This is a genomic window from Cytobacillus horneckiae (assembly GCF_002835735.1).
Taxonomy (GTDB): domain Bacteria; phylum Bacillota; class Bacilli; order Bacillales; family Cytobacillaceae; genus Cytobacillus; species Cytobacillus horneckiae.
In genome coordinates this window covers 153,817-171,738 of record NZ_PISD01000030.1, presented here as the reverse complement: position 1 = coordinate 171,738, position 17,922 = coordinate 153,817, and the positions used below count along the sequence as shown (strand labels likewise).

The following is a 17,922-nucleotide window of genomic DNA, read 5'->3' as shown; positions in this document are numbered from 1 at the left end:
TTTTGTAAATAAGTTAGATACAAGAACAAAAGGTGATGTCTTCTTACCTATATCAATGAAGGCACTCGGTTATGCTGTGGGCTGAAATGCCTTAGATACTTAGTTGTCGGTAGTGTGATGTGAGGTGGGGTTGGATGCCCTGTTAAATTATAAATATATTCACTTCTATAGTTATGTACTTAATCAGTGGCATTGTTAAAATTTTTAAAAGTTTGGTAGTTAAGTAGTTAATTGAAATTAGTTTTAACTAACTACTTAGAGACTAAAGAAATAAATATTTGTAATTAAATATTCGAATAAATTTGAGGAGAACTAAAATGAATGATATAAAAGTAAGGAATATTCCCTTTTCTCCGCCAGATATTACGCATACTGAAATTGAAGAAGTAATAAAAACAATGAAATCTGGATGGATTACAACAGGGCCAAGAACAAAAGAGTTTGAAAAAAGAATAGCAGAATACGTTGGTACTGACAAAGCAGTTTGTTTAAATTCTGCAACATCATCAATGGAGCTTACTCTTCGAATCCTAGGAATTGGACCTGGCGATGAGGTTATTACTTCAGCATATACTTATACGGCATCTGCCTCTATTATAGAACATGTTGGGGCAAAGATTGTACTAGTTGATACTGCACCTAATTCTTTTGAAATGGACTATACAAAACTGGCTAATGCAATTACAGAAAAAACGAAGATGATTATTCCTGTTGACCTTGCCGGAAAGATGTGTGATTACGATGCTATATATGAAATTGTAGAAAATAAAACCCACTTGTTTAAGCCAAATAATGAACTTCAATGGTTATTTAATAGAGTCATTGTAATGGCCGATGCTGCTCATGCATTTGGAGCAAAAAGAAATGGTTTAAACTGTGGGCAAGTCGCTGATTTTACTTGTTTTTCTTTTCATGCGGTAAAGAATTTGACAACTGCTGAGGGTGGAGCAGTCGTTTGGCGTAGAGACCTCGGTTTAGATGATAATTGGCTTTATAATCAATACATGTTGTATAGTCTCCATGGTCAATCAAAAGATGCACTTTCCAAAACACAAAAAGGATCATGGGAATATGACATTGTTTACCCTGCTTATAAGTGCAATATGACTGATATTATGGCAAGTATAGGTTTAATACAGTTAGATAGATATGAAGGTCTACAGAAAAGACGTAAAGAGATTATTGAGGCATATGATAAAACACTCTTACCACTGGGAATTCAAAGTTTACAACATTATGGAGAAGGATTTACTTCTTCGGGCCATCTTTATTTACTAAGGATTAATGGAATTAGTGAAGAAGAAAGAAATGAAATAATTATTAAAATGGCTGAAATGGGGGTTGCTTGTAATGTCCACTATAAGCCTTTGCCTTTGTTTACGGCTTATAAGGATTTAGGGTTTGATATAAATATGTACCCGAATGCTTATAAACAGTATGTGAATGAAATTACTCTGCCGCTACATCCTTTGTTAAGCGTAGATGATGTACATCATATAATTGATAGCTTAAAAAGAGCTATGTCTGAAGTGATAAAAATATAAATTAAAAGTGAATCAAGTGATTACTTCATGAATTACAATAACCATAATTATTTTTTCTATATCTTCTAGTAATAATAAATCTTTTATTCGTGAGAAATATGTAAAGTGGGGGAAATAATGTATAAAAAACTACTCAAAAGGTTGTTAGATATATTAATTGGTCTAGTAGCATTGCCATTTATTATTCTCTTAATTTTGATTTTATCACCATTTATATATTTAGAGGATCGAGGGCCGGTTTTTTATAATGCTGAAAGAAGAGGACTTAACGGCAAAGTATTTAAAATGTATAAATTTAGATCTATGTATGTTAATGCGCCTGATATAAGAAATGATGATTCTTCTACATATAACGGAGATACAGATTTTAGAGTAACAAAAATTGGGCGTTTCTTAAGAAAAACGTCATTAGATGAAGTTCCACAATTTCTGAATGTGTTAAAAGGAGATATGAGTTTAATAGGTCCTAGGCCCAATTTGACTACTAAATCATTGGAATCCTTCAATAAAATTGAATGGAAAAGAATTTCGGTTAGACCAGGGATAACAGGATATAATCAGGCGTATTTTAGAAATTCTATTCCACAAAAAGAAAAATATATAAATGATTGTTATTATGTTGATCATATATCTTTTTGGTTGGATATTAAAATTATTTTTCAGACAGTGAATACTGTCCTTTTAGCGAAAAATATTAATACAAATTCAATTAAAAAGAAAGGTATCGAAATAGGTAATCATAATGATAGAAAATAAAAAACTACTTATAGTAGGTGGCTCGTATTTACAGCTACCAGCAATTATAAAAGCAAAAGAAATGGGAATGAAGGTTGCGGTTGCTGATTATAATCAAAATGCTATAGGTGTTTCTTATGCGGACAAATATTATAACGTTAGTACAATTGATGAGAATGGTATTTATGAAGCAGCTAAAGATTTTTGTGCAGATGGAGTAATTACCTTAGCAACGGATATGCCTATGCGTGCTGTAGCATATGCTTGTGAAAAACTTGGACTGAATAGTATTTCATATGATACGGCAATAAAATCTACAAACAAAGGGGAGATGATAAAGGCTTTTGAAGCTCATGGAGTTACACACCCTTGGTATTATATTTTGCAAGAGGTCGAACAACTCGATAGCATTGAAAGTAAATTAACTTATCCATGTATAAGTAAACCAATAGATAGTTCAGGTAGCAGAGGCGTTGTACTTATTAAGAGCCCTCAGGAATTAAGGAAATCTATTTCGTATAGCTTGAAACATAGTCCTAAAACAGGAGTAATCATTGAAGAATATATGAATGGTAAAGAAGTGAGCGTAGAAATAGTAGTTGTGAATGAAATAGTACATATATTAGCAGTGACTGATAAATTGACAACGGGTGCGCCGCATTTTGTAGAAACGCGTCATACCCAACCGAGTAGACTTGGTAAAGAGAATATTGAGAATATTAAAGACCTTGCTGTAAAAGCTGTTTTAGCTGTAGGTATTAATAATGGTCCAGCTCATGTCGAAATAATGTTTACCAATGAAGGTCCAAAGCTAATTGAACTAGGAGCACGTATGGGTGGTGATTTTATATCTACTCATTTGGTACCACTCTCGACTGGGGTGGACATGATGAAGGCAGTAATCACCCTAGCTTGTGGTGAAGAAGTAGATTTGAAGACTAAGTTTAAAAAAGGAAGTGCCATACAGTATATCACCGGGGATGTTGGTTTCATTAAAAAGATTGATGGATTAGGCTTAGCTAGTCAAATAGTTGGGGTTAATGAAATTAAGATGTTAAAGAATATAGGTGATCAATCAAGAGGGGTTTTCAATAGCCATGATAGGTTAGGCTATGTAATTGCTCAAGGTTCAACTGTATACACTGCGATGAACACTTGTGAAAAAGCTCTTTCTGCAATCTCAATAGAAATCGAATAAAAATGATTAGAAATAAAAAATCAAAGGAGATAATCTAATGGATAAAAATAAACGTTTATTAGTTTTGGGAGCAGGAAGAGGACAAGTTGGATTAATAAAGACTGCCAAAGATATGGGAGTCGTTACAGTGGTTGGCACAATGCCAAACAATAATCCACCAGGTATAAGCCTTTCAGATGAAGTATGTTATATGGATATTTCTAACCCAGATGACGTACTGTCAAAGGCGAAAGGTTTAAATTTAAATGGTATAGCTACATGTTGTTTGGATACCGGAGTTACTTCCTTAGGGAGATCCTGTGAACAATTGGATTTGATAGGTTTAAAAGAAAATGCAGCAGTGTTATGTCAGGATAAGTTAAAGATGAAAACGGCACTGATGGAGAGCGGGATTAGCACCGCTAAATTTTTTAAAGTATCTTCAGAGGAAGAACTTAGTAAATCTCTAGAAAATATAATGTTGCCCGTTATCATAAAAGCTACTGATTTACAGGGAAGTAAAGGAATATATATTGCACATACTAAACAAGAAGCTTATGAGGGATATAGAAGTGCCATGCTCGATACCAAAAGGGAGTATTGTATAGTCGAAGAGTTTATAGAAGGATGGGAATTTGGCGCACAGTCTTTCGTTTATGATGGGGAAGTATTATTTGTTATGCCGCACGGAGACGATACATTCATGAGCCATACTGCAATTCCAGTAGGACATTTTGTACCTATTAAATGTTCGGAAGATATATTAAGCCAAGCAGAAGAATGTGTTCGTGGCGCAATAAAAGCTCTTGATCTTAATAATTGTGCTGTAAATGTGGATCTAATTGTTAAGGATGGAAAGGTATATATCATTGAACTTACAGGTCGTGTTGGAGCTAATTGTCTTCCTGAATTGGTTTCTATAAATTTTGGTATTAACTATTATCAAATGATTGTAGCTATGGCAATAGGTGATAACCCTAAAGAAATATGGGAGAAGCGTGATAAAGAAACTAGTGCTGGTCTAGCTAAAATGCTCTTTTCTGAAAAGGATACTGGAATACTCAAAAAAATAGAATACACTGGATCCTTTGATGAAGAAGTTCTTGAAGTTACATTCTTTAAAAAACCTGGTGATGAAATAAGAGCATTTAATAATTCAAATGATTGCATTGGACAAGTAATTGTTAGAGGCAATACTTATGAGGAATGTGAAATGAAAATAAAGCAAATAGAAAATGACATCATATTGCAGCTATGGTAAATAAGATAGCTTATTAAATATGTTTTTCTTACTTAAAATTATGATACTTAATTATTAGAAATCAATTATTGTTTTGTGTTAATTAATTCTGACAGACTAAGAGGAAAAATATGAAACTATTAATATTGGGAAGAAGTTATCCAGAAGTTGAAACAGGGATGGTTGGTATCTTTGAATATGAACAGGCTCAGGCTGTTTCGAATCTCTCTGAAAATAAAATTAGTATTTTATATAGCTTTTGTGATAATCGTTCGATTTTTAGACTACGAAGGATAAATAGCATTTTGAAAAATGATAGTAGTATTGTTACGTATGGGAAATATTTCCCTATAGGGGGGGTTCCCAACAGAATTTTTGACAAAATTAAATCTAAATTAAGTGTAAATATTCTTAGAAAGGCAATAATTAAATTAGGAAAACCAGATGTTATCCATATTCATTTCCCGATTATTACTTTAACAGAGGAAATATGGGAGTATTTAGTTTCCTTGGGGAGTAAAATAGTCATTACAGAGCATTATTCAAGGGTACAAAACAAGGAATTAACGGTTCAACAAATAGAGTTACTTAGGAAGATAGCAAAGAGAGCAGATAAATTTCTTTGTGTTAATGAATTTTTGCCGAAGAGTATTGAAGAATTAACAGGAGTACAAAGAGATTTTATTATAGTACCTAATGTTGTAGCTCCTATATTTTCACGTGAAAAAGAAACTAAAAATGATGTATATCGTTTTATTTCTATTGGTCGACTGGTAAAGGATAAGAAATTTGATTTAGTTATTGAAGCGTTTGTAAAAAAATTTAAGGATGTAACTAATGTAGAACTCATAATTGTTGGTGGCGGTGAGGAATATACCAATTTAAAAAAGCAGATTGTCTCACTAAATATGGAACATAAAATTAGACTAACAGGTTTTTTGAAAAGAGAAGAAACTGCTCAGATACTTGCAAGTAGTAATTCCTATGTTACGGCGAGTTCATTCGAAACATTTGGGGTTCCATTAGTAGAGGCGATGTCTTGCGGAAAACCAGTGATTTCTGCCGATACCTCACCTCTAAAACAGTATATCAGTGAAGAAAGAGGCTTTTTATTCAAAGTTGATAATCTTGAAAGTTTAGCAAGTGCAATGGAAAAAATGTATGAACAGCGTTTTATCAACAAATCTTATGAAATTGCTGAATTTGCAAAAATGAACTTTAGTGAGAGGGCAATTGCTGAAAAGTTATTTTCTATATACAGTAGCTGCATAAATAAAGAAGTTAATAAGGAGTAAAGAATTGAAAATACTAATAGTTTCTCCTTTTTTTCCACCAAGTGCAACAGTGGCAATTGTAAGAATATCCAGTTTAGCTAAAGAGTTGCTAAAAAAGGGGCATGAACTAACCATAATAAGAAACGAATATGATGAGCGAATTGATAAGTTGTCAAATAGTGATGTGGAATTAATAAACCTTAAAACCTATACCGTGAAAGTGAATCAATCAGTAAGATACTTCGAAGCAAGCAAACGTTATAAAGAAGTTTTTAGAGAAATAATGGATCAAAAAAATTTCGATTTAGTATTCATTACGGCAGGACCTTATTACACAATCCCTCTATGTAAAGTAGCTAAAGAAGAATACAACACTAAATGTATCATTGATTATCGAGATTTATGGATTTTTGATATGAGGAATAAAATTGATTTCTTTAAACCTATTAACCTTATAAAAAAATTAGTTTACTTACCGATTGAAAGAAGGAATATAAAATGCGCCGATTTAGTAGTTACTGTTACTGAAGAATGGCGTCAAATCTTAAAAAAAGTATATAAGAGGGAAGAATTCGAAGTCATTACAAATGGATATGATGATGAACAATTGAAAAATATAACAAACACAGTAGATTATCCTTACCATGATAGACTTGTAATAGCAGTATTTGGGAAACTTTCCTACTACTCTGTAGAATATGGTATTAAATTCTTTAGTGCTATGGATACATTAAGTAAGAAATATCCAAATCTACTTGTTCTGCACATTGGGCTACCCGAAAAAGAAACAGAAGAAGCAATGAGGATTAGTGGGTTTGATTTGGAAAAATATGTAAATACTGGATTTGTAAACTATACAAATGGAATTGAACTGCTTAAAAATTCAAACGCATGCGTGATTATTGATATTAGAAAAGGTGCAATGGGAACCAAGTTCTACGATTATGTTTTTGTGAATAAGCCGTTAATTTATTTGGGAAAGAAGAATACTCATTTAGATCGATTGGTGCAAAGGTTTGAAAATGGATTCTCCTGTTATACGGAAAAAGATTTAATGGAAGCGGTTAGTAAAGTTGAAGAAGATAGCATTAGTTTATTGACCAACGCAGGGAATGCAGAAAAATACTCAAGAAGCATACAAAATAAAAAATATATAGAGCTAATAGATAATCTTTTTTAATATGTGAATTTATAATTATGGTAAATTATTATCAAGGTGTTTGATTTATCAAAATATTTTAATAGATTTTCTAGAGTTAGTAATAATTAGTTATTTGTAGTCTCTTTTCAGAGGTAGCGGTAATGCTCCTTATATGGATTTTGATGATCTATCCAGAATTTTAATCGATGTGAATAAATTATTTTGCGTTATACAAAAGTTGAAAAACACCCTTAGCTTTCACCTTTTGTGCGCGTACATAAGTGGTATGATGATGGTAACTCATAGAGTGAATTCTGTTAAAATGGTGACTTTTTCTATACAAAGATTTGCGATATGAATAACATTATCACTGTATATATACTGACGCACTTAAGTTTACAATCTATCAAATATATTCACGATTAAAAATGTTAATTTGTATATTAGAAGGCACCGTATAATATACAAATATCTAATGAGAGAGATTGTTATATGAACTGGGGATGTTTTTATGAAAATATATAACTTAAATTTAAATATTAAACAGCTGCTATATATAATTATAGTTTATCCTTTTTATAAGCCTTATTTCTTTTCAGTATTAGGAATAATGCCGTTTGTTAATCAACTTTTATTTGCAATTTCTCTGATAATAATCGGGTTATTTTACATTATAAAATTGCCACGTATAAATTTTAATATTGGTATATGCTTTATTATATTTTATTATTTATTAATATTAGTTTCTTCAATTATAAGTAACTCGCTCAACTCTGAATATTATTCATTATTTGCATTTTCTATCGGTTTTGGGCTACTTGTCAATAATTCTCTTAAAAGTAAAAATGAATTTTTGTATTTTCTGTCTGCTATTTACTTTCTCCTGTACATTTATGTAGTTACAAATTTATTTACAATGTTGGTATATCCAAACGGTATACCTTCAATTACAAATAATATTAATTTCCCACAGTATGTGTTTGGAAATACAAATAGTGTAATAAAGGTTGTTCTCCCAGGATTGTGCTTTGCATTTCTGTATGACTTATTAAAATTCAAGAAGATTAGAATGAAAAGTTGGTTATTACTCTTAATGGTATGGATAACATTCATAAATTCTTGGTCAGTTACGGCTGTTATAGGATGCCTTGTGTTCACATTTTTTGTTGTATATAAGAGATCGGGAAAGAATCTATCATTTTTTAACTATTTTTCTATGCTTGTTATGTCATTAGTTGTTTTTATAATGGTTGTAGTTTTAAAACATGAGAGTAATTTCCTTCAAAATATTGTTGGGTTATTTGGAAAAAGTCTTACCTTCTCCAATCGCGATGTACTTTGGATAAATGCAATAAATAGTATTAAATCTTCTCCCATCTGGGGGTATGGGGTTCAAAGTTCAGAAGTAATATGGCAGTACATAGGGAATGTACATGGATCCCATAATTATTATTTAGATACGGCATTTCGAGGTGGTTTGGTTTCATTAGTATTTTTGATTATAGGTTTATTTTATTTTGGTAGAAATATATCGAAATGTAAAAATAATCTTGTTAAAAGGGTTCTAATAGGGACTTGTTGTGCATATTTCGTAATGTGGATTTCTGAACCTTTTTTATCTACAGAATATCTTATGTTTAGTATCTTTTTTGTATTGATTCCTCGAATAGAAACGATTTCAACCTATTATTATGACGCTTGAATTTTAAATAGTTAAAGTTGATTTTATTCTCATAGAACTTAGAAACTGTAAGATTGTTTACATGTGCATGAGGAAAATAAATAGCATTGTGAATAAGATTAAAATTAACTTTATGGAGGAATTGATTTTGGATATTAAGAAAATGTTGAAAAAAAATCAAATCATTTATCGAATGTATCTCAAATATAGGTTTTATAAAACTATTAGAATTTGTGAAAAGCGTAAAGACATGAGCATAGAAGAAATGAAAAGAATAATTGAAAAAGAATATTTTTTAAGAATTAAAGAAGAAATAGAATGGGAAAATCCGAAAAAATATACAGATAAAATGCAGTGGAGAAAAATATACTATCAAGATAAACGTATGACCGAGTACTCTGATAAAATTCTTGTCAGGGATTATGTTAAAAATATTATTGGTGAGGAATATCTTATTCCACTCTTAGGTGAATGGGAATCATTTGATGAAATTAATTTCAATTTACTCCCAAACTCTTTTGTACTAAAAACTAATCATGGTTCTGGTACTAATATCATCGTTAATAATAAAAATGAATTTGATAAAAAAACCGCCAAGATATTAATTAACGGATGGCTAAAGACTGATTTTGGTTATAGCCATGGCTTTGAATTACACTATTCTGGAATTACTAGAAAGATATATTCTGAGCAATTTATTGAGACAAAGGAACAGAACTTGCAGGATTTTAAATTTCTTTGTTTTGATGGTAAAGCTTATTATTGTTGGGTTGATGTTGATAGACATGGTGATCATAGAAGGAATGTTTATGATCTTGATTGGAATTTACAACCTTGGGGACAATCAAAGAAAAATACTGAAAAAGAAATTGCAAAACCAGCACAGTTCAATAAGATGGTTGTTTTAGCTGAGAAATTAGCAGCTGGATTTTCTCATGTAAGAGTTGATTTATATAATGTTGATGGGAAAATTTATTTTGGTGAAATGACATTTACTAATGGTTGTGGATATGATTTGATTTACCCAAGAGAATACGATAACGTTTTAGGAGGCATTTGGGAGAATTACAGAACTTCATAATATTTTTATGATTGAACAATGTAATATAGATACTATTTAAATATATAGAAAAAAACATACTACTATAAATACTCAAAAACAATGTGAAGATTGGCAATTAGATAAATAGCTAGTTGCCTTTTTTCCATTTATCACCAAAAGTTCTTAATCGTTTTTTTACTAAGGTTGGAAATTATATTTTGAAGTATTCTGTCTATGCTTTGAAAGGGAATAAAGCAAATGAAAAATAAAATTAATAGTATAATTTCAAATCCCTTTGTCCGAAATGTAATGATAATGGCTACTGGGACAGCTGCAGCACAGGTTATCTCGATATTTATGTCTCCTGTTATTACTCGTTTGTATGGACCAGAAGCATATGGAGTAATGGGGACGTTTATGGCCATAGTGGCAATATTGACTCCAATAGCTTCTCTTACATATCCGATTGCTATTGTGTTGCCTAAGAGTGATGTAGAGGCCAAAGGGCTGATAAAAATTTCTTTAACTATATGTATAATTACTGCTGTAATAATATCACTTTTACTTTGGTTATTTAACCAAACAATCGTTGACTTATTTCATCTAAATGAAATTGGAGGTTTTCTTTATTTAATACCAATAACAATTCTTTGTGCAGGAATACTTCAAGTAACAGAGCAATGGCTTATTCGTACGAAGCAATTTAAAATAACTGCTAAAGTAACTTTTATTCAAGCTCTTCTATCACAAGGTAGTATTGTTGGAATAGGTCTTTTTTATCCGATGGCACAAATATTAGTCATTATACAATCATTAAGAGAAGGTCTTAAAGCGGCTTTAATGTTTTTATTTGTCAGGAGAAAAGATGGGGATCATCTATTTGATTTGAAAAGTAAAGGTGCCTTCAAAAAAACACTTCTTAAGAAATATTATGATTTTCCAGTATTCAGAGCTCCAGAAGTATTCTTAAATGGCCTTTCTCAAAGTTTGCCTATTTTAATGTTAACAAGCTTTTTTGGTCCGGTATCTGCTGGGTTTTATTCCATCAGTAAAACTGTACTAAATCTACCAGTGCAATTAATTGGTAAATCAGTAGGGGATGTTTTTTATCCAAGAGTATCCGATGCTGCTAATAATAATGAAAACTTAACAAGGTTGATTAAAAAAGCAACAATATCACTTGCAATTATTGGTATAATTCCTTTTGGAATTGTAATTATATTTGGTCCTTGGCTTTTTAGTATTATATTCGGTTCTGCATGGTTGAATGCTGGAGAATATGCAAGATGGGTTGCACTTTGGTCCTTTTTTGCTTTTATAAACTTACCAAGTGTAAAATCTCTTCCTGTATTATCAGCACAAGCATTTCAATTAAAATATACTATCTTTATGTTAATAACTAGAATAGTTATGTTAAGTATTGGTTATTTTGTTTTTTCTAGTGATAAGGTGGCAATCGCGCTTTTTGGAATATCAGGTGCAATTCTTAATTTAGGCTTAATACTGATAACGCTTAAAATAAGTAAAAAATATGACAAAGCTAATAGTTTCTCTTAAGTAAATGATATTATGTTTGATAAATAAATTTAGATAGAACGTAACTATTAATATCGGCACTGATTAATACAACTACTGTTAAGGAGGCGTCTTAATTGAAAATTACCATAGCTGGAACGGGATATGTTGGATTATCCAATGCAATATTATTAGCCCAACATAATGAGGTAATAGCTCTTGATATACTACAAGAAAAAGTAGATATGATTAACAATAAAAAGTCTCCTATTATTGATAATGATATTGAGGAATATTTAGCAAATAAAGAATTAAACCTAACTGCAACAACTGATAATTATAGAGCATTTCAAGATGCTGAATATGTCATTATATCCACACCAACTAATTATGACCCTGAAAAAAATTATTTTAACACCAGAACGGTTGAAGCAGTCATTGCTAATGTTTTATCAATTAATCCAGATGCGATTATGATAATTAAATCAACAGTTCCGGTAGGTTATACAGAAAAGGTAAAAGAGAAGTTTGAAACAGATAATATTATTTTTTCACCTGAGTTTTTAAGAGAAGGAAATGCACTTCATGATAACTTGCATCCCTCGAGAATTATAGTTGGAGAACAAACAGATAGAGCTAGGGTTTTTGCTGATTTACTCGTTAAAGGAGCAATAAAAGAAGATATTCCATTACTGTTTACAAATTCAACTGAGGCAGAAGCAATAAAACTATTTGCGAACACCTACTTAGCGATGAGAGTCGCTTTTTTTAATGAGCTGGATTCATATTCAGAGATTAGAGGGTTAGACACAGCGCAAATAATCAATGGAGTTGGACTTGATCCACGAATTGGACATCATTACAATAATCCTTCATTTGGTTATGGTGGTTACTGCCTGCCTAAAGATACTAAGCAATTGTTAGCAAATTATTCCGATGTTCCTAATAACATAATGACAGCAATTGTTGATGCTAATAGGACAAGAAAGGATCATATTGCTGAAATGATTATTAAGAGGAGTCCTAAAACAGTAGGTATCTATAGGCTAACAATGAAGATGGATTCAGATAACTTTAGGCAATCTGCTATTCAAGGTGTTATGAAACGCATCAAGGCGAAGGGTATTGAAGTTATAGTGTACGAACCAGCTCTTCATGAAGAAACATTTTTCAATTCAATGGTAATTAATGACTTTGAAGAATTTAAGAAAGTTTCCGATGTAATCGTAGCTAATAGACTATCTGATGATTTAAAAGAAGTAGAGGATAAGGTTTATACTAGAGATTTGTTTAGTAGGGATTAGTTCAAGGGAATAATTGTAAGGATAGTGTTGAGTAGGCTAATTGATTCTATCATTTTCCTATTAAATATTTTTATGAAAATTAGATACTATCTATGGAAAATATACTTAAGGGGCTTCTATGTAAAAACAGACAGCCCCTACAAAATTTAACTACAAAATCGCTGATTGATTTTGAGAAATATTTAATAGGTTGGAAGTGTTGGATAGCACCGCTTTCTTTAATAAGATTACAGTTTTGCCCCGAAAGTAATATTATTCCTCTCAATAGAATAAAACGGCTTCATTTATTTATACTTCAATCCTAATTTACTTACATTATTTTTAATACGTAAGCAATACAACAAATTCACAAAAAAAGCCCAGTTCCTCCAAAAAAACTGGGCTTTCCAATTTCACTCCACAACCACTCTCGGCATTGCCACCCAATGCCCCTCACTTACCTCAACCAACTCAGATTGATCAAGCTGGTATTTGTCTCGGCGCTGTTCTTGTTCTTCTAGTAATATGCGTTTCTTCTGCCGCTCGATTTTTGGATCGGGAATGGGGATGGCAGAGAGCAGTGATTTAGTGTATTCGTGTTGCGGGTTGGTGTAGAGCTCTTCGCTTTCAGCGAGCTCAACAATTTTGCCGCCAAACATTACGGCGACACGGTCGCTGATGTGCTTGACCATTGACAGGTCATGGGCGATGAATAGATAGGTCAGGCCCAGGCGCTGCTGGAGATCGTCAAGGAGCTTGACGATTTGTGCTTGGATGGATACGTCTAATGCGGAGAGCGGTTCATCGCAGACGATGAACTTTGGCTCAACGGCAAGGGCACGGGCGATGCCGATGCGCTGTCTTTGTCCGCCTGAAAACTCATGCGGGTAGCGCATGGCGTGCGCTGCATCTAATCCGACCATTTCAAGCAGTTCCTCGACTCGTTCTCTTCTTTCTGCTTTTGATTTTACGAGCTTATGAATATCTAATGCCTGGCCGATAATATCCAGCACTTTAAAGCGCGGATTGAGAGATGCGTACGGGTCCTGGAAGATCATTTGCATATGGCGCCGCATCATTTTCATTTCCTTAGTATTAAGCTGGTTGACCGGGATTCCTTGATAGAGAATTTCGCCTGCTGTTGGCTCGTTTAGACGGAGAATGGCCCGGCCGGTCGTCGATTTGCCTGATCCTGATTCGCCTACAAGTCCAAGAGTTTCGCCAGGCTTAATGAAGAAGCTAATATCATCGACGGCTTTTAGCACATTGCCTTTACCCATGTCGAAGTGCTGCTTCAGCGAGCGAACCTGTAACAGTGGCTCATTTGGATTGATATTTTCGCTAATGCGTGGTGCAGGCTTTGCTTTTTTCTTTTCATGCAGCTTCGGAAGCGCATTTAACAATTTGATTGTGTATGGATGCTTTGGCTGTTCGAAAATTTCTTCTGTTGTGCCCTTTTCGACAATTTCTCCGTCCTTCATGACGACGACTCGGTCGCACATGCCGGCAACGACACCGAGATCATGGGTGATAAGAATGATCGAAGTACCAAAACGCTCCTGCATATTTTTCATCAAGTTCAGTATTTGTGCTTGAATTGTCACGTCGAGCGCCGTTGTTGGTTCATCAGCGATCAATAGTTTTGGGCGGCATGATAACGCCATGGCAATCATTGCACGTTGGCGCATCCCACCGGAAAACTCGTGCGGATACTGGCTATAGCGTGCTTCTGGATTTGGAATGCCGACGAGTTTAAGCAACTCGATCGCTTCGGCTTTGGCCGTTTGTTTTGATAAATCTTTATTATGCTTTAGCATCGTTTCTGTCATTTGATTGCCGATGCGTATAGTTGGATTTAACGAGGTCATCGGGTCCTGGAAAATCATGCTGATATCTTTCCCCCTGATATTTTCCATTTCCTTATCACTCTTGCCTACCATGTCCATGCCAAGAAATTGTATATCTCCATCTTTCAGCAGTGAAGGAGGGGATGGGAGAAGTCGCATAATAGAACGGGCAGTGACACTTTTTCCGCTGCCTGATTCACCAACTATTCCTAATGTTTCTCCTTTATTTACCTCAAAGCTCACACCGCGAACAGCTTCAAATTCTCTTTCGCGTGAAATAAAGGATACGCGTAAATTGTCTACTTTTAATAACGGTCCCACATTCTCCACCTACCAAACTTTTGATGTTTACTTTCGATTATATTGACAGTAATATTATACTAGAATTAAAATATACTATACAACTAGGAATTATCGGGAACGAGGAGGTGAGCAGATGAATGGAAACGGCAAGAAACTTGAAATCAGAGCATTCATCTAACTTTCCAGCTATTTTTATGAGGTTAAGTAACACTTTTTGGAAAATGAATCAATATCCACTTTTGAAATGGGTCATGTTGATTATAGGATTACCAGTTTATGTGATTAGTTTCTTTATTTATCTCTTCAAGCGGAAGAATGATACGCACAAGCAGCTTCGTCAGGATCTGGCGGCAGAACTGGCACAGGCTGATGTGAAAGGGCAGTTAATCGATAAGCATATTGAGCAGCTTAAGCGGAAGCACTCTTTTTTTGGGCAAAATGTGAGCGAGCAGCAAACGAATCAGGAAGCAGAAAAATTAGCTGAAGCAGAATTTCAGAAGCTACTGGAAGAAAAAGTGGCGGAAATGATGATGCTAAACAGCGAAGAAAGATTATCGTTTGCATCAACAATGCAATCGTTGATAAGACAGCCTTTATTCGTTGCTTTAACCTTAATTCCTGGCGTGCTCTTATATCTATTGATTTTGCTCTATTTCAATCCGTATATTAAATATATTTTTGAACGCCTCATTTCCAGTTTATTTGTTATCATCGGCGTAGCGTTTTTTGTTTTTACTATATTGTATATTTCTCCGTTTGATCCGGCTGCTAATATTCTTGGTGTCACGGCGACGAAGGAACAAATCGCTGCGTTTAATCAAATATATGGATTGGATCAGCCTTATTGGGCGCAGCTATGGCAGGCAATCACGGGCATTTTTACCTTTGATTTAGGGTCGTCTTTTGCAGGGAATGAAGATGTAATTGACAGCATAGCCCGTAAGATTCCAATTACATTAATTTTAACCTTTATTGCTTTATTGCTGGCTGTTGTCGTTGCTATTCCAATTGGTATCATCTCTGCGACAAAGTCGAATTCGTTCCTTGACTATACTTTAATGTTTATTGCATTAATCGGGCTGTCTATTCCAAATTTTTGGCAAGGGTTAATTTTTATTCTTACCTTCTCGATTGAATTAAAGTGGCTGCCAGCGACCTTTACTCCGGGGAATTGGCTTTCTATCATTATGCCGGCTGTCGTATTAGGTACAGGATTAATGGCATCGATTGCCAGAATGACCCGCTCGTCTACACTTGAAGTAATCAATGAGGATTATATTATTACGGCAAGGGCAAAGGGCTTGAGCGAGCGTCATATTTTATGGCGTCATGCTTTTGGAAATGCATTAATTCCCATTATCACAGTCATTGGCTTAATGTTTGGCGGTATGCTCGGAGGAGCTGCGGTCACAGAAAAAGTATTTAACATTAGCGGTATCGGCAGCTATATTGTCGATAAGCAATTTATCCCTGATATACCAAGCATCATGGGCGGGGTTGTATATATTGCGATTACTATTTCTATTGTGAATTTATTAATCGATATTATGTACGCTTTCATTGATCCACGCATCCGCTCGAAGATGAAACAATATTAAAAGTAGGTGCAGCATGTCTACTCCAAAACAAAGCTTTATGAAAAAATACGCCTTAAAGGCGACATCTGAATATGCTCAGGCGAATTTTACCTTAGTAACATCGGCTGCATTAACGTTCATTTTCCTAATTGCCGGGATAGACTTCTCACAAATGGCGGTGAAGCCTGTTCTGTTTTCAGTGTTTATCGCTTATGCCTTTTTTACACTGATACAGGCTTTTATCACCTATAAAGTGAAGCGTGACCTGAACCAAGAAGGGGAAATTCAGCGTTCCACAAGAGCGTGGGGATATGTACAGCTTTTAAGTATCTTGACAGGCAATATTTTTACGGCCTCATTTGCGATTTCCCTCATTAAGAAGAGGAAAACACCGCAATATATCTTTGCGCAATTCATGGTGATGGCTCAAGTTTTTGTAATTGCTGTCTCAGCGTTGAATCTGTTTAAGCCTTATGTAGCTGACACTTTTTTAACAGGAATGTTTGCTTTAATAGCCATCCTTGTGTTTCAGCTCATCGTGTTGTTTTTGATTGTGAAGGAGAAGCAGCAGCCGAACACGCCGAAATGGAAGCTGACTGTCGGAATGATGCTGTTGCTTATTTCCTTTACTGGCAATCTATTTGCACTTGCACTCGGCTTGTTTATGCTGCTTGAAGTATTCAGCAGTAATCAATCGACAATTGATAAGTGGTATAACATTTGGGAGAAAATTGCGGGCAATATGACATCGATGCTCGGCATGTTCTTCATCGTCTTTATTTTTTCCATTTCGGTCTGCAGTTATTGGACCTTCGATTATGACATGGCTATTGAGAACAACTATGCAGCGATACTGCAGTCACCAAGCCTAGCTTATCCGTTAGGCACGGATAACTTTGGCAGGGATCTTTTCTCAAGAATTATTTTCGGTGCGCGCATCTCGCTCATTGTTGGTGTTTTATCAACACTCATTCCGTTTGTGATCGGTGGCATTCTCGGTGCGATTTCAGGTTACTACGGCAAACGAACAGATAATATTTTGATGAGATTGTTAGATATTCTTTACGCGATACCTGGAATTCTGTTGGCAATCGTTATTATCGCCGCTTTCGGTTCTAATACAGTGACATTAATAATAGCTTTAAGTGTCGGATCGATTCCGACCTATGCACGAACGATGCGTGCGAATGTGCTGATGCTTTCGAATATGGAATATGTCATATCCGCAAGAGCGCTTGGCTCTAGCAATCTTTCGATTATTTTTAAACAAATCGTGCCTAACTCGATGGCACCGATGATTGTAAAGGCCACACTCACGATTGGGGGGGCCGTTATAGCGACGAGCAGTTTGAGCTACCTTGGCCTTGGCATTGAACCTCATATACCGGAATGGGGCAATATATTAAAAGTCGGGAGCGCCTATCTAGAGTCTCATTCTTATTTGGCTATCTATCCGGGATTAGCTATCATCGGACTTGTATTATCGTTTAATTTTCTTGGGGATGGGCTGCGTGATGCACTTGATCCTAAGCTAGATTAATAGACATAACTTCCAGGGGGGAA

13 protein-coding genes are annotated in these 17,922 nt (G+C 34.4%); 12 read left to right on the top strand and 1 reads right to left on the bottom strand.

All coding sequences use genetic code 11. The features are described 5' to 3' along the window. Window positions 1–317: 317 nt before the first annotated feature. The 10 genes from CWS20_RS14230 (at window position 318) to CWS20_RS14185 (ending at window position 12,653) form a co-directional block, all read left to right on the top strand. Window positions 318–1,544 carry a DegT/DnrJ/EryC1/StrS family aminotransferase gene (locus CWS20_RS14230; protein WP_066189318.1) on the top strand — a complete coding sequence of 409 codons (1,227 nt, stop codon included), beginning with the start codon at window positions 318–320 and terminating at the stop codon, window positions 1,542–1,544. Between the two features lie 117 nt (window positions 1,545–1,661). Beyond that, the gene (locus CWS20_RS14225; protein ID WP_066189321.1) at window positions 1,662–2,300 is read left to right on the top strand and encodes a sugar transferase; all 639 of its coding nucleotides are present in this window, start codon (window positions 1,662–1,664) and stop codon (window positions 2,298–2,300) included. After that, a complete protein-coding gene (locus CWS20_RS14220; protein ID WP_101226334.1) occupies window positions 2,287–3,477 on the top strand; it encodes an ATP-grasp domain-containing protein in 1,191 nt (396 codons plus the stop codon). The genes CWS20_RS14225 and CWS20_RS14220 overlap by 14 nt, the downstream gene beginning before the upstream one ends. Window positions 3,478–3,514: 37 nt before the next feature. Further along, window positions 3,515–4,717, top strand: coding sequence for an ATP-grasp domain-containing protein (locus tag CWS20_RS14215; protein ID WP_066189324.1), 1,203 nt, complete (start codon window positions 3,515–3,517; stop codon window positions 4,715–4,717). 110 nt (window positions 4,718–4,827) lie between these two features. Then, complete coding sequence (locus CWS20_RS14210) at window positions 4,828–5,991, top strand: glycosyltransferase family 4 protein (RefSeq protein WP_066189327.1); 1,164 nt, start codon at window positions 4,828–4,830, stop codon at window positions 5,989–5,991. A 4-nt stretch (window positions 5,992–5,995) separates the two neighbouring features. After that, window positions 5,996–7,150, top strand: coding sequence for a glycosyltransferase (locus tag CWS20_RS14205; protein ID WP_066189332.1), 1,155 nt, complete (start codon window positions 5,996–5,998; stop codon window positions 7,148–7,150). A gap of 472 nt (window positions 7,151–7,622) precedes the next feature. Then, entirely contained in the window at window positions 7,623–8,813 is a 1,191-nt protein-coding gene (locus CWS20_RS29315) for an O-antigen ligase family protein (protein ID WP_066189336.1), read from the top strand. A 127-nt stretch (window positions 8,814–8,940) separates the two neighbouring features. Then, window positions 8,941–9,873, top strand: a complete 933-nt coding sequence (locus CWS20_RS14195; RefSeq protein WP_206605389.1) for an ATP-grasp fold amidoligase family protein — start codon at window positions 8,941–8,943, stop codon at window positions 9,871–9,873. 219 nt (window positions 9,874–10,092) lie between these two features. Then, window positions 10,093–11,391 (top strand): lipopolysaccharide biosynthesis protein, encoded by a 1,299-nt coding sequence (locus CWS20_RS14190; RefSeq protein ID WP_066189339.1) that lies wholly within the window; start codon window positions 10,093–10,095, stop codon window positions 11,389–11,391. Between the two features lie 95 nt (window positions 11,392–11,486). Beyond that, a complete protein-coding gene (locus CWS20_RS14185) occupies window positions 11,487–12,653 on the top strand; it encodes a nucleotide sugar dehydrogenase (protein WP_066189345.1) in 1,167 nt (388 codons plus the stop codon). A 392-nt stretch (window positions 12,654–13,045) separates the two neighbouring features. Here CWS20_RS14185 and CWS20_RS14180 read toward each other — a convergent pair whose 3' ends face one another. Further along, window positions 13,046–14,800 (bottom strand): ABC transporter ATP-binding protein, encoded by a 1,755-nt coding sequence (locus CWS20_RS14180; protein WP_066189348.1) that lies wholly within the window; start codon window positions 14,798–14,800, stop codon window positions 13,046–13,048. A 119-nt stretch (window positions 14,801–14,919) separates the two neighbouring features. On the opposite strand from CWS20_RS14180, the gene CWS20_RS14175 reads away from it, so the two are divergent. Together CWS20_RS14175 and CWS20_RS14170 are read left to right on the top strand one after the other, a co-directional pair. Continuing rightward, window positions 14,920–16,380 carry an ABC transporter permease gene (locus tag CWS20_RS14175; RefSeq protein ID WP_083957116.1) on the top strand — a complete coding sequence of 487 codons (1,461 nt, stop codon included), beginning with the start codon at window positions 14,920–14,922 and terminating at the stop codon, window positions 16,378–16,380. A gap of 13 nt (window positions 16,381–16,393) precedes the next feature. Beyond that, on the top strand, window positions 16,394–17,899 hold the full coding sequence (locus tag CWS20_RS14170; protein WP_066189351.1) for an ABC transporter permease: 1,506 nt from the start codon (window positions 16,394–16,396) through the stop codon (window positions 17,897–17,899). The last annotated feature ends 23 nt before the right edge of the window (window positions 17,900–17,922 follow it).

What these genes read in the sequence shown, in the direction of transcription:
- CWS20_RS14230 (WP_066189318.1), top strand. Translation starts at nt 318, where the DNA reads ATGAATGATATAAAAGTAAGGAATATTCCCTTTTCTCCGCCAGATATT.
- CWS20_RS14225 (WP_066189321.1), top strand. Translation starts at nt 1,662, where the DNA reads ATGTATAAAAAACTACTCAAAAGGTTGTTAGATATATTAATTGGTCTA.
- CWS20_RS14220 (WP_101226334.1), top strand. Translation starts at nt 2,287, where the DNA reads ATGATAGAAAATAAAAAACTACTTATAGTAGGTGGCTCGTATTTACAG.
- CWS20_RS14215 (WP_066189324.1), top strand. Translation starts at nt 3,515, where the DNA reads ATGGATAAAAATAAACGTTTATTAGTTTTGGGAGCAGGAAGAGGACAA.
- CWS20_RS14210 (WP_066189327.1), top strand. Translation starts at nt 4,828, where the DNA reads ATGAAACTATTAATATTGGGAAGAAGTTATCCAGAAGTTGAAACAGGG.
- CWS20_RS29315 (WP_066189336.1), top strand. Translation starts at nt 7,623, where the DNA reads ATGAAAATATATAACTTAAATTTAAATATTAAACAGCTGCTATATATA.
- CWS20_RS14190 (WP_066189339.1), top strand. Translation starts at nt 10,093, where the DNA reads ATGAAAAATAAAATTAATAGTATAATTTCAAATCCCTTTGTCCGAAAT.
- CWS20_RS14175 (WP_083957116.1), top strand. Translation starts at nt 14,920, where the DNA reads ATGGAAACGGCAAGAAACTTGAAATCAGAGCATTCATCTAACTTTCCA.
- CWS20_RS14170 (WP_066189351.1), top strand. Translation starts at nt 16,394, where the DNA reads ATGTCTACTCCAAAACAAAGCTTTATGAAAAAATACGCCTTAAAGGCG.